The organism is Ruegeria sp. (genome assembly GCF_040830605.1).
In the GTDB taxonomy this organism is placed as follows: domain Bacteria; phylum Pseudomonadota; class Alphaproteobacteria; order Rhodobacterales; family Rhodobacteraceae; genus Ruegeria.
Genome location: NZ_JBFOMD010000009.1, coordinates 37,587 through 54,048, shown reverse-complemented (window position 1 = coordinate 54,048; position 16,462 = coordinate 37,587). Strand labels below are relative to the sequence as shown.

Sequence of the window (16,462 nt, the reverse complement as noted above, 5' to 3'; positions counted from 1 at the left end):
TCAGAACGCCTCAGACGATCCGAAGTTGCAGGACCTACCATGCGTGCCGAGACCCAGAACATCGTGGCGGATATCGAGAAATCGCTGGAGCTGCTGGCCCAGCGGCTTGACTACGAGACCGCGCCGCACCGGCTGGAGGAGTTCAACGCGCGGGTTGAGGACCCGAACCTGTGGGACAACCCGGAGGGCGCGCAGAAACTGATGCGCGAGCGTCAGGCGCTGGTGGATGCCATCGAGACCTATGAGGGGATCAAGACCGACCTCAGCGACAATATCGAGCTTATCGAGCTGGGCGAGATAGAAGAGGATGAAGAGGTCGTCACAGATGCCGAAGAGGCGCTGAAGGCGCTGCAAGAGAAGGCTGCCGAGAAAGAGCTTGAGGCGTTGCTGGATGGTGAGGCCGATACCAACGACACGTTCCTCGAGATCAACGCGGGCGCGGGCGGCACCGAAAGCTGCGACTGGGCCTCGATGCTGGCACGGATGTATGTTCGCTGGGCCGAGAAAAAGGGCTATACGGTCGAGTTGCAGTCCGAAAGCGCGGGTGACGAGGCTGGGATCAAGTCGGCAGCCTACAAGATTTCCGGCCACAATGCCTATGGCTGGCTGAAATCGGAAAGCGGCGTGCACCGGCTGGTGCGTATCTCACCCTATGACAGCGCCGCGAAACGGCACACCTCGTTCAGCTCGGTTTGGGTCTATCCGGTAGTGGACGACAATATCGAGATCGAAGTGAACCCGACCGACATCCGCATCGACACCTACCGGTCCTCCGGTGCGGGCGGTCAGCACGTGAACACCACCGACTCGGCCGTGCGGATCACACACCATCCCACCGGGATCGTGGTGACCAGTTCCGAGAAATCGCAGCACCAGAATCGCGACATCGCCATGAAGGCGCTGAAATCGCGACTCTACCAGCTGGAGCTGGACCGCCGCAACGCGGCCATCAACGAGGCGCACGAGAGCAAGGGAGACGCGGGCTGGGGCAACCAGATCCGGTCTTATGTTTTGCAGCCGTACCAGATGGTCAAGGACCTGCGCACCAACCACGAAACCTCGGACACCAAGGGCGTGCTGGACGGTGACCTCGACGGGTTCATGGCCGCTACGCTGGCGCTGAACGTAGCGGGCAAGAGTCGGTCCGAGGCGCAGGCTGAAGACTGATTTGTTTCTGGGCTTAGCTTGGCGTTTGCACTGAGTCAGACGTGAGGTCGGAGTTACCGGTCGCTTGCCGGCGATTGGCAACCTGTTTGGCGTGTTCTGGTTCGATCAGCCAAGAGCAGGCCACTTCCCTAGCCGCGTGCTCGTTGTTCTTTCTCGTCACCTTCGCACAGCGGTCCGAGGTCGAACAGCACGAGATCGCGCCGGCACTCGTCCCAATCAACCAAAGCGATAAGGCCGTCCGGGCATCTGAGGGTGTTTTTGTGATTGAGGTCTCCGTGAATGACGGCCTCTGGGCGGTCCGAGACCGCGCGCCATGTAGTTCGACAATCGAGCGCAAGATCATTCGGCATTGCATCGAGGTTGACGTCTCCGCCTGAAACCTGATTGAGCAGATCCTGAGATGACAGGAATCCCGGGCGCTGCGGCAAATGCCCGGTCGCTTCATGTAACCGAGTGATCTATTGAAGAAGATACGACAAATCACTCGGCAACAAATGTTGACCTTCGATAAAGGTCTCACATGTCCATCCATCCTCGACGAACCGGCCGCGGGAACTTTGAAGCAGCTTGGGAACGACAAATCCGCTTTGCCTGGCGACTTTATGGACCTCCAAAAGCCAAGCAGTTGCCGCCGGCGTTCGCCTTGTCGACTTAAACACAAGATCAGGACTCAGTCCGACCGTTCTGAGGGCCACGTTTCTGTGTCCCCCTAAAAGGGGTTGCAGTTCCGCAGTTATGTTCCATCGTTCGATTGGTGTGCGCGACATGTCCGGCCATTCAGCATTGCTAACAGAGAAATAGAACAGCAACGGGCGCGTAGGCAATGACGACTAAGGCTTCGATCGGACACGCTCTTATCACCCGAGTTTATCCGAGACGGGCTGTTCAGAATACCGAAACTGCCCGTTTGACATTCTCTGCCCATCGCGGCGTGATGCCGGGTATGAAGACACTCCAAGGTCACTGGCAGCTCATCCTGATTACCGGACTGGTGTTCATTCTCTGGAACACGCCGTTGGTCCTGCCGCTGAAGATACTCGTGGTGTTTCTGCATGAGCTGGCTCACGCTTTTGCGGCGCTGATGACGGGTGGCTCGGTTGAGAGGATTTCGCTCTCTGCCCAGCAGGGCGGCTATGCGATCACGCGGGGCGGGAACGGGTTCGTCATTGCATCCGCGGGCTATGTCGGTTCGCTGCTGATCGGAGTGACGTTGTTGCTGATCGCGCTGCGTACAGATGCGGACCGGCTGGTGCTCGGCCTGTTCGGGTTCCTGTGTCTGACGGTGGCCGCGCTGTATGTCCGGGAGCTGTTTCCGTTTGGGTTTTGTATTGTGGCCGGCACAGGAATGCTGGCGACGGCCTGGTTTTGCGACCACCGCCTCAGCGACATGGTTCTTCGTGTCATCGGGCTGACAAGCGCCATCTATGTCCCCTATGACATCTTCTACGATACGATCCGGCGCACCGGCGTGCGGTCAGATGCCTATCAACTGTCCGAGCAGTTCGGCGGTTCGCCCGCTCTCTGGGGCGGTTTGTGGCTGGTCCTGAGTTTCGCGGTCATCGCGGTTTGTCTGAGATACTGGATCGGGCCGGAAAGCAACCTGCATTTCGGTGCCGCTGCACGACGGTAGGATTTGGCGGGCAGGGCGGTTCGGCACTGGGCTGCTCGCACAAAAGATACATTGAAACAGTGGGTTTAAATGGGGCAAACCCGCCGCTACGCTGACCTTGACCAACCCAAGGTGGCGCCAGATGGACCTGATCCGATCTTCTGCCAATGATCTGCTCTCGGCTCTGTCCTCGGGGCGTTTGACTGCGGCTGACCTGATGCGGGCCACGCTGGACCGAATTGATGAGGTCAACGGGACGGTCAACGCCATCGTGGCGCTGCGCGATGCGGATGAGCTGATGGCCGAAGCCGAGGCGGTGGATGCCGGGCCCTGGCGGGGGCCGTTGCACGGGCTGCCGATGGCGGTCAAGGATCTGGTCAATGTGGCCGGGATTGCCTCGACCCAAGGCTCGCCGATTTTCCAGCACACCGTGCCGAAATCCGATGACCTGATCGCCGCGCGGATGCGGGCGGCGGGGGCCATTCTGATCGGCAAGACCAATGTGCCGGAATTCGGTCTGGGTTCGCACACGTTCAACCCGGTCTATGGCGCGACGTGTAACCCTTATGATTCGTCCCGATCCTGCGGTGGGTCCTCGGGCGGGGCGGCGGTGGCGCTGGCCACGGGCATGACGGCACTGGCGGACGGGTCCGACATGATGGGCAGCCTGCGCAACCCGGCGGCTTGGAACAATGTTTACGGATTCCGCCCCAGTTGGGGCCGGGTGCCCTCCGAGCCCTTGGGCGATACCTTCCTGCACCAGCTGTCGACGCTGGGCCCGATGGCCCGCACCCCCGAGGATCTGGGCGTTCTGCTCGACGTGATCTCAGGAACCGATCCGCGCCAGCCGCATCCCTTTGCCAGTCAGACTGTATCACTGGTTGCGCCTGCGCGAGCCCATGGCCTGCGGATTGGCTGGCTGGGCGATTGGGGTGGTGTGTTTCCGATGGAGGAGGGTATCCTGTCTTTGTGCGAAGCGGCGCTGGGGGTGTTCACCGAACTGGGCTGTCACGTGGAACCGGTTGACCCGCCCTTTGAGGCTGACCGGATATGGAACAGCTGGATCACACTGCGTTCATGGAGCGTCGCCGCCGGGTTGGCCCCGCTGGCCGGGCACAAGGCGCAGCTCAAGGACAGCGCGCAGTGGGAACTGGAGCGCGGCCTGGCGATGAGCGCGATCGAGGTGCACCAGGCCAGCCTGACCCGGTCGGAATGGTTCAAACGCGCGGCCGCCCTGTTTGAGGACTACGACGCGCTGATCCTGCCCGCCGCGCAGGTCTGGCCCTTTGACGTGACGCTGCCCTGGCCCAAGGAGATCGCGGGGCAGGCGATGGACACCTATCACCGCTGGATGGAGGTGGTGGTTCCTGTCAGCCTGCTGGGCCTGCCTTGCCTGGCCGCACCCGCCGGGTTCGGGGCAGGCGGCCTGCCCATGGGGCTCCAGATCTTTGGCCCACGCGGCAGCGATGCGGCGCTGCTTGCTTTGGGCGCAGCTTATCATCAGGCGACCGAATGGCCGCAGAAGACACCGGCGCTGTGACCCGCCGGACAAAAGGGAGGAGTTCACATGAAACAGGCTGAGATGGAAAGACCCTTTGGTGTTCCGCCTCTCAGGGCCGCGAGTTTCGATATGCTGCGTGTGGCCCTTAGGCGGGGATGGCGGGATTTTATGCGCGCACCGGCGTTCGGCCTGATTTTCGCGGGATTTTATGTACTGGCGGGACTTTTCATGGCCTGGGTCACGGCGCAAACCGGAACGACATACTGGCTGGTTCTGGCGGCGATAGGGTTTCCACTGATCGGTCCGTTTGCAGCTGTTGGCCTCTATGAGGTCTCGCATCGTCTGGATCAGGGCGGCGCGTTGGAACATGGCGCGATCTTCGGCATCGTGATCCAGCAGGGGCGGCGTCAGCTCCCCTCCATCTGCGCCATCATCGTCGTGGTCTTTATGTTCTGGTTCTTCCTTGGCCACATGATCTTTGCTCTGTTCTTGGGCCTGACGACAATGACCAACATCACCACGTCCTTTGATGTGTTCTTTACCTTCAACGGTTTGATGATGCTGGGATTTGGCACCGTTGTGGGGGCGCTTTTTGCGCTGCTGCTCTACATGATCACGGTGCTGTCTATCCCGATGCTGCTGGATCGTGAGCTGGATTTCGTCACCGCCATGATCTCAAGCTACAGCTACGTCACCACAAACCCGGTGGTGATGCTATCCTGGGCTGCCTTCATCGCGGTGCTTACCTTCGCCGCACTAATCCCGTGGTTTCTGGGACTGCTCGTGGTGTTACCGTGGCTGGGCCACTCCAGCTGGCACCTCTACCGCCAGATCGCGTCCGAAACCGAGGGCGATCCAGCCCCCGCCACCTGACGTGCCCTCGGCGCGCAGGCTTGCCTGCGCGTCGCCGGGCCCAACCGGAGGAGGTGCCCCCGTAAGGGGCATCGACGACGGGCGGGAGCGCCCCCGCGTGCCTCAGACCTCCGGTGTTTCCCGTCCCATCGCTGCCAAGCGCTCGCGCAGCCTGTCGGCCTGCGGCAGGCCTGCCTCAAGTGCGTAGACATAAGCATGGGTCAGGTAGAAGCCGCAGGCATCCTCGTCGCCGGCGGCATCGGCGGCCTCTTCATAGAGCGCCGCAAGGGCCACACGATCGCCAGTGGCATGCGCGGCCAGCAGCCGCGCGTCCAGATCGCTCATTCTGCCGCCAGTTGCTGGCGATGGGCTTGCAGCCGCCTGGCTACCCAATCGTGGAACAGGTGCGTTGGCCCATCCATCACCGGTGAGAACCGCCCACCGTCGAACCCCGGAGCAGAGCGGCCGCGCTGCATGCCTTCGACAACAAAGACATCCTCTTCGAACACCACCTTCCACTGTTCGGTGTTTTTCACGCGTAGCTCCGCGTCGGGTTCGGGCGTGGCATAGAGCAGATGGATATGCTCGGATGTGCGGTCCATCGCCTCGGGCACCAGGATGATGGCAAAGGCGTGATCGCGATGCACGCCCAGCAGCACATTGGGAAAGACCGCGATGTACTCCGCGGCCGTGTCCCATTTCGCGCTCAGACCGTCGAAATCCTCAAACACCTGACCGGCTTCACCGGTCAATTGGCGGTAGACCAAAGTGCCCTGACCCGAGAATTGGCCCGGTTCCTCGATATGATAGTGATCCTCCAGCCGGGAATAGCTGTTGAGCCCGGGATGCACCCAGGGCAAGTGGTAACTTTCGCAGTAATTCTCGACCGCCAGCTTCCAGTTGCAGTTCACATCCAGCCGGAATGCGCTGTCCGCGCCGCCATGATAGAGCGGTTTGTCAAATTCCGCCCACCGGGCGATCAGCTTGGCGTTGGCCTCTTCAAAGCCGGGTGCGGTGCCCGAGACGTTGATCCACACGACCTCACGCCAGATATGGCTGCGCACCTCGATCAGGCCCAGATCCTCGCGCTTTATGCCTTCATGGGTGTTTTGACCGGGGCCGCCCACATGCGGGGTCGAGACCAGCTTTCCTTGCGTCGAATAGCACCAGCTGTGATAGGGGCAGCGGATCGCACCCTCGATCTTGCGCGGCTCATCGACCAGGATCATGCCGCGATGGCGACAGATGTTCTGGAACACGCGCACCTGGCCCTCACGGTCGCGGAGCAGCAGCAGGGGCATGCCCAGAAACTCCATCGGAACCGCATCGCCCGGTTCGGGCACATCCGCGGCGACCGCCAGCCCGGCCCAGCCATCGAGCATCAGGGCGCGCGTCTCTTCCGTGTGCACATCGGGGTCGGTGTAATGCGCGTTGGGCAGGCCATTGGCGCGCTCGATCGGTTGCCGGACATCGTTCAGGTTGGTCGCTTGTGTAGTCATGGCTTGCTCCTTCACTCGGGCACAGCAAGGCATGAGTCTTGCGCGCGTGCTTCAAGTTCCGCGACGCCGACGTTTCTCACAGCGACATTTTTGTGGTCACGTTTCGGCGTCGTCCAGATGTAAGAGGTCAGAGTGACCTGCGGGCAGGTCTTCTCTCGCAACCAACCCCGCCATCCGCGCGGCGCTGAGCGCCGCACCAAGATTCGAGCCTAAGTGTTCGTAGATAACTGGTGCCGGATGGTTGTGTGCACCATCGGCTTGGCTGGTGCGCATCAAGGTGCCGATCCAGAAGTCATTGCCGTGGTTGGGCGCATGGGTCAGGAAACACAGCGTTCCGTTTTTGGCTTCGCGGTGCGACAGAACCAAGGCCACACCCTGATCCAGTGGCGAGGCAAAACCCCGGAATTCGCGCGCTTGTGGCGATTGACTTGATGCCTGCCGCCGCGCGAGTTCAACTGGGTCAAACCCCCGGATGAACAGGTTCGGGCCGGTTCTTGCAACGTGTGCCAGAGCGACGACATAGAGATTTACGCCGTCGGGGCAGGGTCGTGACGTGTGATAGAAACCGATTGGGAAAAACTCGTCCTTTGCTCCATGGCCAACGACGCCCAAGAAATTGCCAAGCGTTTTGCCCGTCAGCAGGGGCTCATCCGCCAAAAGCTCGTCCAGCGGCGACAACAGGATACGCGCATCTATCTGAAAGAACCGGCAGATCCGGTCCAAAACGTCGGGCCGTGGAAAACTTTCGCCGGACAGGTAGCGATTGAACTGGGTCCGGTTGATACCCAACTGCTGAGTCAGTCCCGATATGGTGGGGTATTCGCTGGCGAGTTGGCGCAGATTGGCGCCAAACATATTGCGCAATTCTGCCGGGCTGCGTGTCGGTTCGTTCATACATGCCCCAAGTTCGGGGTTCCGTTGTGGCCCGAAACAGGAACGGCAAAGGCGTTGCCTTTGAGCGTTGGCCGAAAATCGTATTCTTCACTCCCACCGACGCCGGAGCGGCGCCGATTTGCGCAGAACGTTAACGGCGCGCTTCCGAAAAGCAATAGCAAAACAGGCTATTTGCGCATTGCAAGTAACCTATTACACTCGACTGTTAACTTAAATGAGAAGCGAGTGAGGCACGGGCACGCCATGCGATATGCGTGCCGGCTGATGCCGAATTCGGGCAATCCCGGCTCCCGAGAGCGCCGGGATCGCTCGGGGTCCGTTGGATCATTCGCCGCGCAGTAAGGCCGCTACGCCGGTGCGGGCGATTTCGATCAGGCCCAGGGGCCGCATCAGATCGGCAAAGGCGTCGATCTTGTCAGGCGCGCCTGTGATCTCGAAAATGAACGAGTTCAGCGTGCTGTCGACCACATTGGCGCGGAAGATATCGGCCAGCCGTAGCGCCTCGACCCGCTTGTCGCCTTCGCCCACCACCTTGAGCATGGCCAGCTCGCGCTCGACCGAGGAGCCTTCGACGGTCAGATCATGCACATCATGTACCGGCACGATCCGGCCCAGCTGCGCCTTGATCTGCTCGATCACCTGCGGGGTCCCAGCGGTGACGATGGTGATGCGCGAGAGGTGGCCGGTATGGTCCACCTCGGCCACGGTCAGGCTTTCGATGTTGTAGCCGCGGCCTGAGAACAGACCGATAACCCGAGCCAACACACCGGGTTCGTTTTCCACCAACAGCGCAATGGTGTGCTTTTCCTGCACATCCGAAAAGGTCGGGCGCAGGTTATAGGCAGAATGGCGAGTGGAGCCTTTTTTGATATGTAGGGCAGACATTAGTGGTCGTCCTCTATTTGGGCGCCGTCGGTAAATGGACCGCGGATCATCATGACGTCCAGTGCCTCTTGCGCAGCACTCCTCAACACTTTCCAGGCCGAAAGTTCAAATATCTCGGGCACTTCTGGCAGAAGGTTGGGTGTTTTTTTGCAGACGTCGTTCAGTACTCGGGCGTATTTCCGGAGCGCGATTATCTCGGATTTCGAATAGAGAGGTTCCGAAAGAAATCTGTCATTATCGGAATGGAAAACGTCGTCCCACTGATTGATGACTTCATTCGGTATCGAAACCCCGGCAACTTCACTTTGATACTTCGACTGGGCAGACCAAGACGACGCCAGTTCCAACGCCTCAATCTGACGATCTCGAAGATGCTGGTTGACGAGCTTATGCAGATGGTCCGGCATTCGTTAGCCTACACCAGCACCGCGCCGCCGGACTGAATGACGCCCTGCGTCTCGGCCTCGCCCAGCAACATCTCGTTATGGGCCTTGCCCGACGGGATCATGGGGAAGCAGTTCTCGTGCTTTTCGACCAGACAATCGAAGATCACCGGACCGTCATAGTCGATCATCTCCATGATCGCGTCGTCCAGATCGGCCGGGTCGCTGATGCAGATGCCCTTGGCGCCGAAGGCCTCGGCGAGTTTCACGAAATCAGGCAACGCTTCGGACCACGAATGCGAGTAGCGCTCGCCATGCAGCAGTTCCTGCCACTGGCGCACCATGCCCAGGCGTTCGTTGTTCAGGATGAACTGTTTCACCGGCAGGCGGTACTGCGCGGCGGTGCCCATTTCCTGCATGTTCATCAGCCACGAGGCCTCACCCGCGACGTTGATCACCAGCGCCTCGGGATGTGCCATCTGCACGCCGATGGAGGCGGGGAAGCCGTAGCCCATGGTGCCCAGACCGCCAGACGTCATCCAGCGGTTCGGGTCTTCAAAGCCCATGAACTGAGCTGCCCACATCTGGTGCTGACCCACCTCGGTGCAGACATAGCGGTCGCGATCCTTGGTCAGCTCCTCAAGCCGCTGCAGTGCGTATTGCGGTTTGATCGTTTTGTCGCTGTTGGTGTAGGCAAGGCAGTTCACCTTACGCCATTCGGCGATCTGCGCCTGCCACTGCTTCACATTGGCCACATCGGTCTTGCGCCCGCGCGATTTCCAGACCTTAAGAATATCCTCAAGCACATGGCCCACATCACCAACAATCGGGATATCGACGCGGATCACCTTGTTGATCGAGGACGGGTCGATATCGATATGGGCCTTTTTTGAGTTCGGGCTGAACGCGTCGATGCGCCCGGTGATCCGGTCGTCAAACCGCGCACCGACATTGATCATCAGGTCGCAGTCATGCATGGCCATGTTGGCCTCATAAAGCCCGTGCATGCCCAGCATCCCCAACCAATTCTCGCCCGAGGCCGGGTAGGCGCCCAGACCCATCAGGGTCGAGGTGATCGGGAACCCGGTGGCATCCACCAGTTCGCGCAGCAACTGGCTTGCGGCCTTGCCCGAATTGATCACACCGCCGCCGGTATAGAAAACCGGTTTCTTGGCGGTCTCCATCGCGGCAACCAGTTCGGTGATCTCTTCCATGTCACCCTTGAGCACCGGCTGGTAATGCGAGGTCGAGGGTTTGGGCGGTGTGAATTCGCCGCTTGCAAATTGCACATCCTTGGGAATGTCGATCAGCACCGGACCGGGGCGGCCTGCGGTGGCGACGTGGAACGCCTCGTGCATGGTAGCGGCCAGCGTATCGGTATCCTTGACCAGCCAGTTGTGCTTGGTGCAGGGGCGGGTGATGCCCACGGTGTCGGCCTCCTGAAAGGCGTCCGAGCCGATCATGAAGGTCGGAACCTGGCCCGTGAGCACGATGATCGGGATCGAATCCATCAGCGCGTCGGTCAGGCCGGTCACCGCGTTGGTGGCACCGGGGCCAGAGGTCACCAGCGCCACGCCGGGCTTGCCGGTCGAGCGGGCATAGCCCTCGGCGGCGTGCACCGCGCCCTGTTCGTGGCGGACCAGGATGTGGCGGATGTCGTTTTGCAGAAAGATCTCGTCATAGATCGGCAGCACGGCGCCGCCGGGATACCCGAATACCGTGTCCACGCCCTGATCCTTGAGGGCCTGGACCACCATCTTTGCGCCGGTCATCTCACGTGTCATCTGCTTTGCTCCATTGGCGACATGCGTCTTGTGTGCATAAAAAAAGCCCCCGAACTTTCGGAGGCGCATGGGTTGGATTATGGTCTACCGTCACCGGCCCATGCGCTTGGTTCCTACGATTACGACTAGCCTGGTCATTGCCAGCGGCTCCTTTTTGCTGGGCGGGACATTATGGGCGGGGGCAGGGGGCGTCAACCGCCAATCCGGCAGTTGCATGTCGGGGTGAGCGGATTTTCGGACATTTTCTTGCGCAGATTGCCGCATGCGGGGAACTTTTCACTTTCGGCGATGAGGCACCAACGCTGGGAGAGGTCAGATTCCGTCAGCGGCATGTCTGAAACAGGCGTGAATCACTCTGGGCGCGGTGTCACGCTGAGACGGACGCAGCAACAAGGAGAGCGAGGATGGAATTGCACGATCTCGTGGATCTGGGCCGCTATCCGATCGACCGACCGGATGCACCTGCCTATGCGCGATTGATCAGCGATCTGCGGCGTGAGCTGGACGAAGATGGCTGTGCTGTGTTGCCCGGATTCGTTCACGAGCAGGGCGTGACCGCGCTGATCCAAGAGGCGGATGTCGTTGCACCCAAGGCACACCGGTCCTTCAATCGGACAAACGCCTATTTCAGCAAGGATAACCCTACGCTCAGCCCCTCACATCCGATCCGGCAGTTCTACGACCGCTCGAACGTCTTTGTTCCGGCGGATAACTTTCCGAAATCCGGACCGTTGCGGCGGATCTACGAATACCCCGGCTTCATGCCCTTCATCCGCGAAGCGCTGGACGAGCCCGAGGAGCGGTTTCATCGCTATGACGACCCGCTGGCGGATGTGATCATCAATGTGGTGGAAGAGGGGCAGGGCTTTCCCTGGCATTTCGATACCAACAACTACACCGTGACGCTGGCGATTCAGAACGGCGAAAGCGGCGGCGAGTTCGAATACGTTCCTCGCCTGCGAAGCGCGACGGATGAGAATTTCAGCGGTGTGGCCTCGGTTCTGGACGGCAACATGAGCCTGGTACGGCAGCTGGTGCTGCAACCGGGGGACCTGCAGATCTTCAAGGGCCGCTATGCCCTGCACCGCGTGGCCCCGGTTCAGGGCGCGCGCAAGCGCTATGTGGGCATCTTCTCGTTTGTTGAAACCGAAGGCATGTGCGGCGGTGTGGAGCGCACGAAGCAGCTCTATGGCCGTGTGCTGCCGCACCATTACGAGCGCGAGGGGCTGCGCTCGGATCAGTTGCTGGATTGAGGCGGTTTTGGCTGTAAGCTGGAGGTATAAAGCCGAGCCCGGAAATCCCAATGGCGCAGATGACCCAGATAACCCCGTTTGTTCTGTGCAGTTCGCTGGACCGGCAAATCGAATTCTATCGGGATCGGTTGGGATTTGCGCTGGGGTTCAGGGCTGACAATTATGCCTTTCTAAGACGCGATTCCGTTGCCGTCCGCCTTCTGGAATGTCCGCCCCGAGATGACGGGCGTCCATTGGGAGACGATCAGTCGTTTTACATCGACGTCAAGGGGATCGACGCGCTCTTCGAAAGCCTCAAGCCCGGTCTTGACGACTTGCCAGAAGGGCGCGTGCGCCCGCCCTTCGATCAACCTTACATGCAGCGCGAGTTTCACGTCCTCGACGAGGACGGAACGCTGGTGTTTTTTGGTGAGGGTGTCGGAGACCGAAGCTGAGTCGTTGCCGAGCAGATGCTCAGGACTTTCGGCCTGCAGAACGGAAGCAAGCCGCATTTGACATTTTGGCATGACTATCGTTTGAGTTCGGCATGTTCATTGCTCACTTACCTGCCGGCTATTTGGCCGCTGATCTTGTTGCATCGACAAAGGACGAAGGCAGACGAGGCCTCATAGCTGTCGGGCTGATCGCATCCATCTTGCCCGACATCGATTTGCTCTGGTTCTATCTTGTCGACAATCGCCAGACTGCGCATCACGAGTACGTCTTTCACTGGCCTTTGTTTTGGATCTCAATCGCGTTCGGCGCGTGGGCCATCTCGTGGATCACGGATCAGAGTTGGATAAGGCCATACATTCTTGTGGCTTTGATTGGTTTGTTGCTGCACATGATGTTGGACAGCTTTGCCGCAGAGATATACTGGCTCAGACCGTTCTCGGAATTTCATCTCAATGCGGTCAAGGTGCCCGCGCGTTTTGAGTGGTGGGTTTGGAACTTCATCCTTCACTGGACGTTCGCGGTCGAACTGGCCATTTGTGCCACAGCAATACTCGTATACCGGCGGCGGAAAGCGGTTTTTAGGACGACATGACGCGCGCGTTTGAACAGTACGCCAGATGCTGATTTTCGTGAAACGCAGATCGGGAAAGAACCAAAAAAAGGCCGTTCACTCTGAGAGAGTGTCGTCTAAAACCGCCCGCCGGTGCCCTGCAACACCCCGTGCTCCATCGCGTATCGGGTCAGTCCCGCAGTCGATGAGATGCCTAGCTTACGCTTGATGTTCTTGCGGTGGGTCTCAACCGTGCGGACTGAGATGTCGAGCGCGATTGCTACTTCCTTGTTCGACTTGCCCTGCGCCAGTTGCAGCAGGATGGTCTGTTCGCGGCCCGTCAGTGCACCGCGCCCGTCGTCCTCTTTGGGTTCCAGCGAACCGCTGGCGCCGGTGCAGAGATAGCGCTCACCCCGCATCACGGTGTCGATGGCCTGCCGGATTTCATCCGTTGGCACGTCCTTGAGGACATAGCCCTTGGCGCCATGACCCAGCGCGGTCGAGATGTATTCGGGGCTATCATGCATGGACAGGATCAGGATCCGGGTGTCCGGCAGACGTTCGAGGATCAGTTCCGTAGCCGAAAGCCCGCCAAGGCCCGGCATGTTGAGATCCATCAGGATCACGTCGGGGGACAGGGCTTCGGCGCGGTCCACCGCCTCCTGACCGTTGCCGAGTGTGCCCACCACTTCGATATCGTCATAGCTTTCCAGGATCGACTGGATGCCCTCGGCCACCATCGGATGGTCGTCGACGATCAGGACGCGGATGGCGGGGGCAGTCATGAACCGGCCTTTCTTTTCGGGGCGGCCTCCTCTTCGGGGGGCAGCAGATGGCTGAGCGGCAGGCTGGCCTCGATCACCGTGCCGCCTTGCGCGCCGCGTGATGACAGAATGCGTAAGGTGCCGTCAAGCTGCTCGATCCGCTCCTGCATGTTACGCAGCCCGATGCCGGGGCTGACTTCGCCTGGGCGCGACCGCAATCCGTGGCCATTGTCGGCAATGCGCATGGTGGCGCCTTTCTTGTGGCCGCGCAGGTCGATGGTGACGCGGCTGGCGCCGGAATGACGCTCGATATTGGTCAGTGCTTCCTGTGCGATGCGGTAGAGCGCGATCTTGCTGTCGTGATCCAGCCGGTTGCGGAACACCACGGTGGTGAACTGCGTCTCGATCCCTGTGCGCTCGCTAAAATCGTCGGTCAGCGCCTTGAGCGCGGGGCCAAGGCCGAGGTCGTCTAGCACGCCGGGACGCAGGTCGCGGCTGATGCGGCGGACTTCGGTGATGGCGGTGCCGAGGTTCTCGATCCCCTTATCCAGCGGAGACCGCGCACCCCCATCATCGCCGCGCGCGAGTCTGCGGCGGGTGTTGTCCAGCGCATAACGCACGCCGACCAGGATCTGGCTGATGCCATCATGCAGCTCGCGCGCCACGCGCCCGCGCTCTTCTTCCTGCGCGTCGAATACCCGCTGGGTCAGCTCCTTGAGCTTGGCATCGGCCAGCCGCCGTTCGCGGATGTTCAACAGCATGCCAGAGACAAAAACCATGACCAGCGCCGCCAGAACGATCGCGCCGATGTAGAAAAAGGTGCGGCGGGTCTGCGCTTCGACCTCGGCCCGGGACGAGGCCACCGTAGCGAACACGTCGTCAACGAAAATCCCGGTTCCCACGGCCCATTGCCAGTCCTGCAGGCCCACGACATACGCCACCATCATGGCCTCTTCGCCGGTTGACGGTTTTTGCCAGACAAAGTTGTGCCATCCCGCACCCTGCCGGGCGAGGCGAATGAACTCGTCGACCACAGGCGTGCCGTCGCGGTCGGTCAAACCCTCCCAGTTGCGATTGATGAATTCGGTCTGACGGGGGCTGACCAGATTGTTGCCATCGTAGTCGTAGACGAAAAAGAACCCGTCCTTGCCATAGATCATCGCACTGAGAATCTGGGTAACGCGGTCCTTGGCCGCCTGATCGTCGGGCGCGGCCCGTCCATAGATATGGCTGAACCCGTTGCGTGCCTGAGTGACGTAGTTGCGCAGCTCGTCCTTCTTGGCTGCGAGCAATTGCCGTTCCAGCGTGCGGATTTCACGCTCGGCAGTTGATCGCGCTTCATAGGCCACAAGCAGGGCGATCGCGGCCACCGCGATGACCAGCGGGATCGCAGCGATCAACGTCAGCTTTTGCGCGTAAGTCAGGGAAAACAGTGAAAACCGTCGGAACATGCGCGAATCGTTACGCAATGCGCTTGCCAAAATCAAAGATTTTACCCCTGGCCGTTCGGGCTGAATGCGGTTCCTCCAGGGTGACGAAGTGAGCGTTTTGCCTGAAAAACAAGTCTGTGCCCGCAAAAAAGACCTGAATCTACGCAGTAATAGGTATTCACATAAAGGACCGTAGGGATAGGCTATCGCCACTCGAAACGATCCGCCCGGGGGCAAACCGCTGGGCATTCTTCAAGGGGAGGACAGACTCGTATGGATCGTCGCTCATTTCTAAAAAAATCTGCTCTGGGTGGCTCGGCGGCCGCCGCAACCGCTCTGGCGGCACCGGCCTATGCGCAGGGCAAGCGCACCCTGACCATGGTGACCTCGTGGGGTCGTGGTCTGGCTGGCGTGTTCGACAGCGCGCAGCGTTGTGCTGACAGCATCACCGCAATGTCCGAGGGCAACCTGACCGTTGACATCAAGGCGGCAGGCGAACTGGTTGGCGCTTTCGAAGTGTTTGATGCGGTTTCGTCCGGTCAGGCCGACATGTATCACGCAGCGGACTACTATTTCGTTGGTCAGCATCCTGGCTATGCGTTCTTCACTGCGGTTCCCTTCGGCATGACCGCGCAGGAACTGGTGAACTGGTACTATCATGCAGGCGGGATGGAGCTGCATGACGAACTGGGCCAGATCTTTGGCCTGAAATCCTTCCTGGCCGGGAACACCGGCGCGCAAGCGGGCGGCTGGTACTCGAAAGAGATCAACAGCCCCGAGGATTTCAACGGTCTGAAGTTCCGTATGCCGGGTCTGGGGGGCAAGGCTCTGGGTAAACTGGGTGCTTCGGTTCAGAACATTCCGGGCTCGGAAGTGTACCAGGCTCTGTCTTCGGGCGCGATCGACGGTACCGAGTGGATCGGCCCGTGGGCCGACGAAAAGGCGGGCTTCCAGGAGATCACCAAGACATACTACACCGCTGGCTTCCACGAGCCCGGCGCCGGCTTGTCACTGGCGACCAACCGCGAGGTTTTCGAAAGCCTGACCCCAGGCCAGCAGAAGATCATCGAGATCGCGGCCGGTGAATGCCACCAGTGGAACCTGGCCCAGTTCCTGGCCAACAATGGCGCGGCGTTGCAGCGCCTGCAGGCCGGCGGTGTCAAGGTCATGGAATTCCCCGACAGCGTCTGGGATGCCTTTGGCAAGGCCAGCCAGGAAGTGCTGGATGAAAACATGGGCGACGAGCTGTTCAAGAAGATCCACGACAGCGCAATGGAGTCGATGGCGGCGTCGTCGGCGTGGCTGAACCTGTCGTCGGGCGTCTACACCGCACAGCGCGACCGCGTTCGCGGCTAATCGTCAAAACGCCCAATAATTGGTTTCCCCGCATCTGCGGGGAAGCCTTTCCCGTTGCACATGCGCGGGCCTGACAGGTCCGCTATAATCAGCAGTGTAA

The 16,462-nt window shown here is 60.3% G+C and carries 17 protein-coding genes; 8 read left to right on the top strand and 9 right to left on the bottom strand.

Features of this window, described 5'->3' with window-relative positions; genetic code table 11:
• The first annotated feature begins 39 nt into the window (after positions 1–39).
• Complete coding sequence (gene prfB / locus AB3N21_RS14200) at positions 40–1,167, top strand: peptide chain release factor 2 (protein WP_367935826.1); 1,128 nt, start codon at positions 40–42, stop codon at positions 1,165–1,167.
• 128 nt (positions 1,168–1,295) lie between these two features.
• On the opposite strand, the gene AB3N21_RS14195 is transcribed toward prfB, so the two are convergent.
• The gene (locus tag AB3N21_RS14195) at positions 1,296–1,517 is read right to left on the bottom strand and encodes a phosphotransferase (protein ID WP_367936139.1); all 222 of its coding nucleotides are present in this window, start codon (positions 1,515–1,517) and stop codon (positions 1,296–1,298) included.
• A gap of 593 nt (positions 1,518–2,110) precedes the next feature.
• Here AB3N21_RS14195 and AB3N21_RS14190 point away from each other — a divergent pair.
• The 3 genes from AB3N21_RS14190 (at position 2,111) to AB3N21_RS14180 (ending at position 5,150) form a co-directional block, all read left to right on the top strand.
• Positions 2,111–2,797: a M50 family metallopeptidase gene (locus tag AB3N21_RS14190; RefSeq protein ID WP_367935825.1), complete on the top strand. Its 687-nt coding sequence runs from the start codon at positions 2,111–2,113 to the stop codon at positions 2,795–2,797.
• 121 nt (positions 2,798–2,918) lie between these two features.
• Positions 2,919–4,316, top strand: a complete 1,398-nt coding sequence (locus tag AB3N21_RS14185) for an amidase (RefSeq protein WP_367935824.1) — start codon at positions 2,919–2,921, stop codon at positions 4,314–4,316.
• Positions 4,317–4,358: 42 nt separating this feature from the next.
• A complete protein-coding gene (locus AB3N21_RS14180) occupies positions 4,359–5,150 on the top strand; it encodes a DUF2189 domain-containing protein (RefSeq protein WP_367936138.1) in 792 nt (263 codons plus the stop codon).
• 102 nt (positions 5,151–5,252) lie between these two features.
• On the opposite strand, the gene AB3N21_RS14175 is transcribed toward AB3N21_RS14180, so the two are convergent.
• The 6 genes from AB3N21_RS14175 to AB3N21_RS14150 form a co-directional block, all read right to left on the bottom strand.
• The gene (locus AB3N21_RS14175; protein ID WP_367935823.1) at positions 5,253–5,474 is read right to left on the bottom strand and encodes a hypothetical protein; all 222 of its coding nucleotides are present in this window, start codon (positions 5,472–5,474) and stop codon (positions 5,253–5,255) included.
• Positions 5,471–6,628: an aromatic ring-hydroxylating dioxygenase subunit alpha gene (locus AB3N21_RS14170; protein WP_367935822.1), complete on the bottom strand. Its 1,158-nt coding sequence runs from the start codon at positions 6,626–6,628 to the stop codon at positions 5,471–5,473. The genes AB3N21_RS14175 and AB3N21_RS14170 overlap by 4 nt, the downstream gene beginning before the upstream one ends.
• Before the next feature lie 96 nt (positions 6,629–6,724).
• Positions 6,725–7,522, bottom strand: coding sequence for a helix-turn-helix domain-containing protein (locus tag AB3N21_RS14165; RefSeq protein WP_367935821.1), 798 nt, complete (start codon positions 7,520–7,522; stop codon positions 6,725–6,727).
• A gap of 324 nt (positions 7,523–7,846) precedes the next feature.
• Complete coding sequence (gene ilvN, locus AB3N21_RS14160; RefSeq protein WP_171174236.1) at positions 7,847–8,407, bottom strand: acetolactate synthase small subunit; 561 nt, start codon at positions 8,405–8,407, stop codon at positions 7,847–7,849.
• Complete coding sequence (locus tag AB3N21_RS14155; RefSeq protein ID WP_367935820.1) at positions 8,407–8,814, bottom strand: hypothetical protein; 408 nt, start codon at positions 8,812–8,814, stop codon at positions 8,407–8,409. The genes ilvN and AB3N21_RS14155 overlap by 1 nt, the downstream gene beginning before the upstream one ends.
• A gap of 8 nt (positions 8,815–8,822) precedes the next feature.
• Positions 8,823–10,574: an acetolactate synthase 3 large subunit gene (locus tag AB3N21_RS14150; protein ID WP_367935819.1), complete on the bottom strand. Its 1,752-nt coding sequence runs from the start codon at positions 10,572–10,574 to the stop codon at positions 8,823–8,825.
• 404 nt (positions 10,575–10,978) lie between these two features.
• Here AB3N21_RS14150 and AB3N21_RS14145 point away from each other — a divergent pair, with 404 nt between their 5' ends.
• The 3 genes from AB3N21_RS14145 (at position 10,979) to AB3N21_RS14135 (ending at position 12,854) form a co-directional block, all read left to right on the top strand.
• Positions 10,979–11,827 carry a hypothetical protein gene (locus AB3N21_RS14145; RefSeq protein WP_367935818.1) on the top strand — a complete coding sequence of 283 codons (849 nt, stop codon included), beginning with the start codon at positions 10,979–10,981 and terminating at the stop codon, positions 11,825–11,827.
• A gap of 50 nt (positions 11,828–11,877) precedes the next feature.
• Entirely contained in the window at positions 11,878–12,261 is a 384-nt protein-coding gene (locus tag AB3N21_RS14140; protein WP_367935817.1) for a bleomycin resistance protein, read from the top strand.
• 92 nt (positions 12,262–12,353) lie between these two features.
• Positions 12,354–12,854, top strand: a complete 501-nt coding sequence (locus AB3N21_RS14135) for a metal-dependent hydrolase (protein ID WP_367935816.1) — start codon at positions 12,354–12,356, stop codon at positions 12,852–12,854.
• A gap of 95 nt (positions 12,855–12,949) precedes the next feature.
• Here the strand turns inward: AB3N21_RS14135 and AB3N21_RS14130 are convergent, their stop codons facing one another.
• Both AB3N21_RS14130 and AB3N21_RS14125 read right to left on the bottom strand, forming a co-directional pair.
• Complete coding sequence (locus AB3N21_RS14130) at positions 12,950–13,597, bottom strand: response regulator (protein ID WP_367935815.1); 648 nt, start codon at positions 13,595–13,597, stop codon at positions 12,950–12,952.
• Complete coding sequence (locus AB3N21_RS14125) at positions 13,594–15,027, bottom strand: cache domain-containing protein (protein ID WP_367935814.1); 1,434 nt, start codon at positions 15,025–15,027, stop codon at positions 13,594–13,596. The genes AB3N21_RS14130 and AB3N21_RS14125 overlap by 4 nt, the downstream gene beginning before the upstream one ends.
• A gap of 252 nt (positions 15,028–15,279) precedes the next feature.
• On the opposite strand from AB3N21_RS14125, the gene AB3N21_RS14120 reads away from it, so the two are divergent.
• Positions 15,280–16,362, top strand: a complete 1,083-nt coding sequence (locus tag AB3N21_RS14120; RefSeq protein WP_171174222.1) for a TRAP transporter substrate-binding protein — start codon at positions 15,280–15,282, stop codon at positions 16,360–16,362.
• Positions 16,363–16,462: the final 100 nt, after the last annotated feature.

Bases quoted from the DNA above. Each gene is read 5' to 3' on its own strand.
- prfB (WP_367935826.1), top strand. From the start codon at position 40: ATGCGTGCCGAGACCCAGAACATCGTGGCGGATATCGAGAAATCGCTG.
- AB3N21_RS14195 (WP_367936139.1), bottom strand. From the start codon at position 1,517: ATGCCGAATGATCTTGCGCTCGATTGTCGAACTACATGGCGCGCGGTC.
- AB3N21_RS14190 (WP_367935825.1), top strand. From the start codon at position 2,111: ATGAAGACACTCCAAGGTCACTGGCAGCTCATCCTGATTACCGGACTG.
- AB3N21_RS14185 (WP_367935824.1), top strand. From the start codon at position 2,919: ATGGACCTGATCCGATCTTCTGCCAATGATCTGCTCTCGGCTCTGTCC.
- AB3N21_RS14180 (WP_367936138.1), top strand. From the start codon at position 4,359: ATGGAAAGACCCTTTGGTGTTCCGCCTCTCAGGGCCGCGAGTTTCGAT.
- AB3N21_RS14175 (WP_367935823.1), bottom strand. From the start codon at position 5,474: ATGAGCGATCTGGACGCGCGGCTGCTGGCCGCGCATGCCACTGGCGAT.
- AB3N21_RS14170 (WP_367935822.1), bottom strand. From the start codon at position 6,628: ATGACTACACAAGCGACCAACCTGAACGATGTCCGGCAACCGATCGAG.
- AB3N21_RS14165 (WP_367935821.1), bottom strand. From the start codon at position 7,522: ATGAACGAACCGACACGCAGCCCGGCAGAATTGCGCAATATGTTTGGC.
- ilvN (WP_171174236.1), bottom strand. From the start codon at position 8,407: ATGTCTGCCCTACATATCAAAAAAGGCTCCACTCGCCATTCTGCCTAT.
- AB3N21_RS14155 (WP_367935820.1), bottom strand. From the start codon at position 8,814: ATGCCGGACCATCTGCATAAGCTCGTCAACCAGCATCTTCGAGATCGT.
- AB3N21_RS14150 (WP_367935819.1), bottom strand. From the start codon at position 10,574: ATGACACGTGAGATGACCGGCGCAAAGATGGTGGTCCAGGCCCTCAAG.
- AB3N21_RS14145 (WP_367935818.1), top strand. From the start codon at position 10,979: ATGGAATTGCACGATCTCGTGGATCTGGGCCGCTATCCGATCGACCGA.
- AB3N21_RS14140 (WP_367935817.1), top strand. From the start codon at position 11,878: ATGGCGCAGATGACCCAGATAACCCCGTTTGTTCTGTGCAGTTCGCTG.
- AB3N21_RS14135 (WP_367935816.1), top strand. From the start codon at position 12,354: ATGTTCATTGCTCACTTACCTGCCGGCTATTTGGCCGCTGATCTTGTT.
- AB3N21_RS14130 (WP_367935815.1), bottom strand. From the start codon at position 13,597: ATGACTGCCCCCGCCATCCGCGTCCTGATCGTCGACGACCATCCGATG.
- AB3N21_RS14125 (WP_367935814.1), bottom strand. From the start codon at position 15,027: ATGTTCCGACGGTTTTCACTGTTTTCCCTGACTTACGCGCAAAAGCTG.
- AB3N21_RS14120 (WP_171174222.1), top strand. From the start codon at position 15,280: ATGGATCGTCGCTCATTTCTAAAAAAATCTGCTCTGGGTGGCTCGGCG.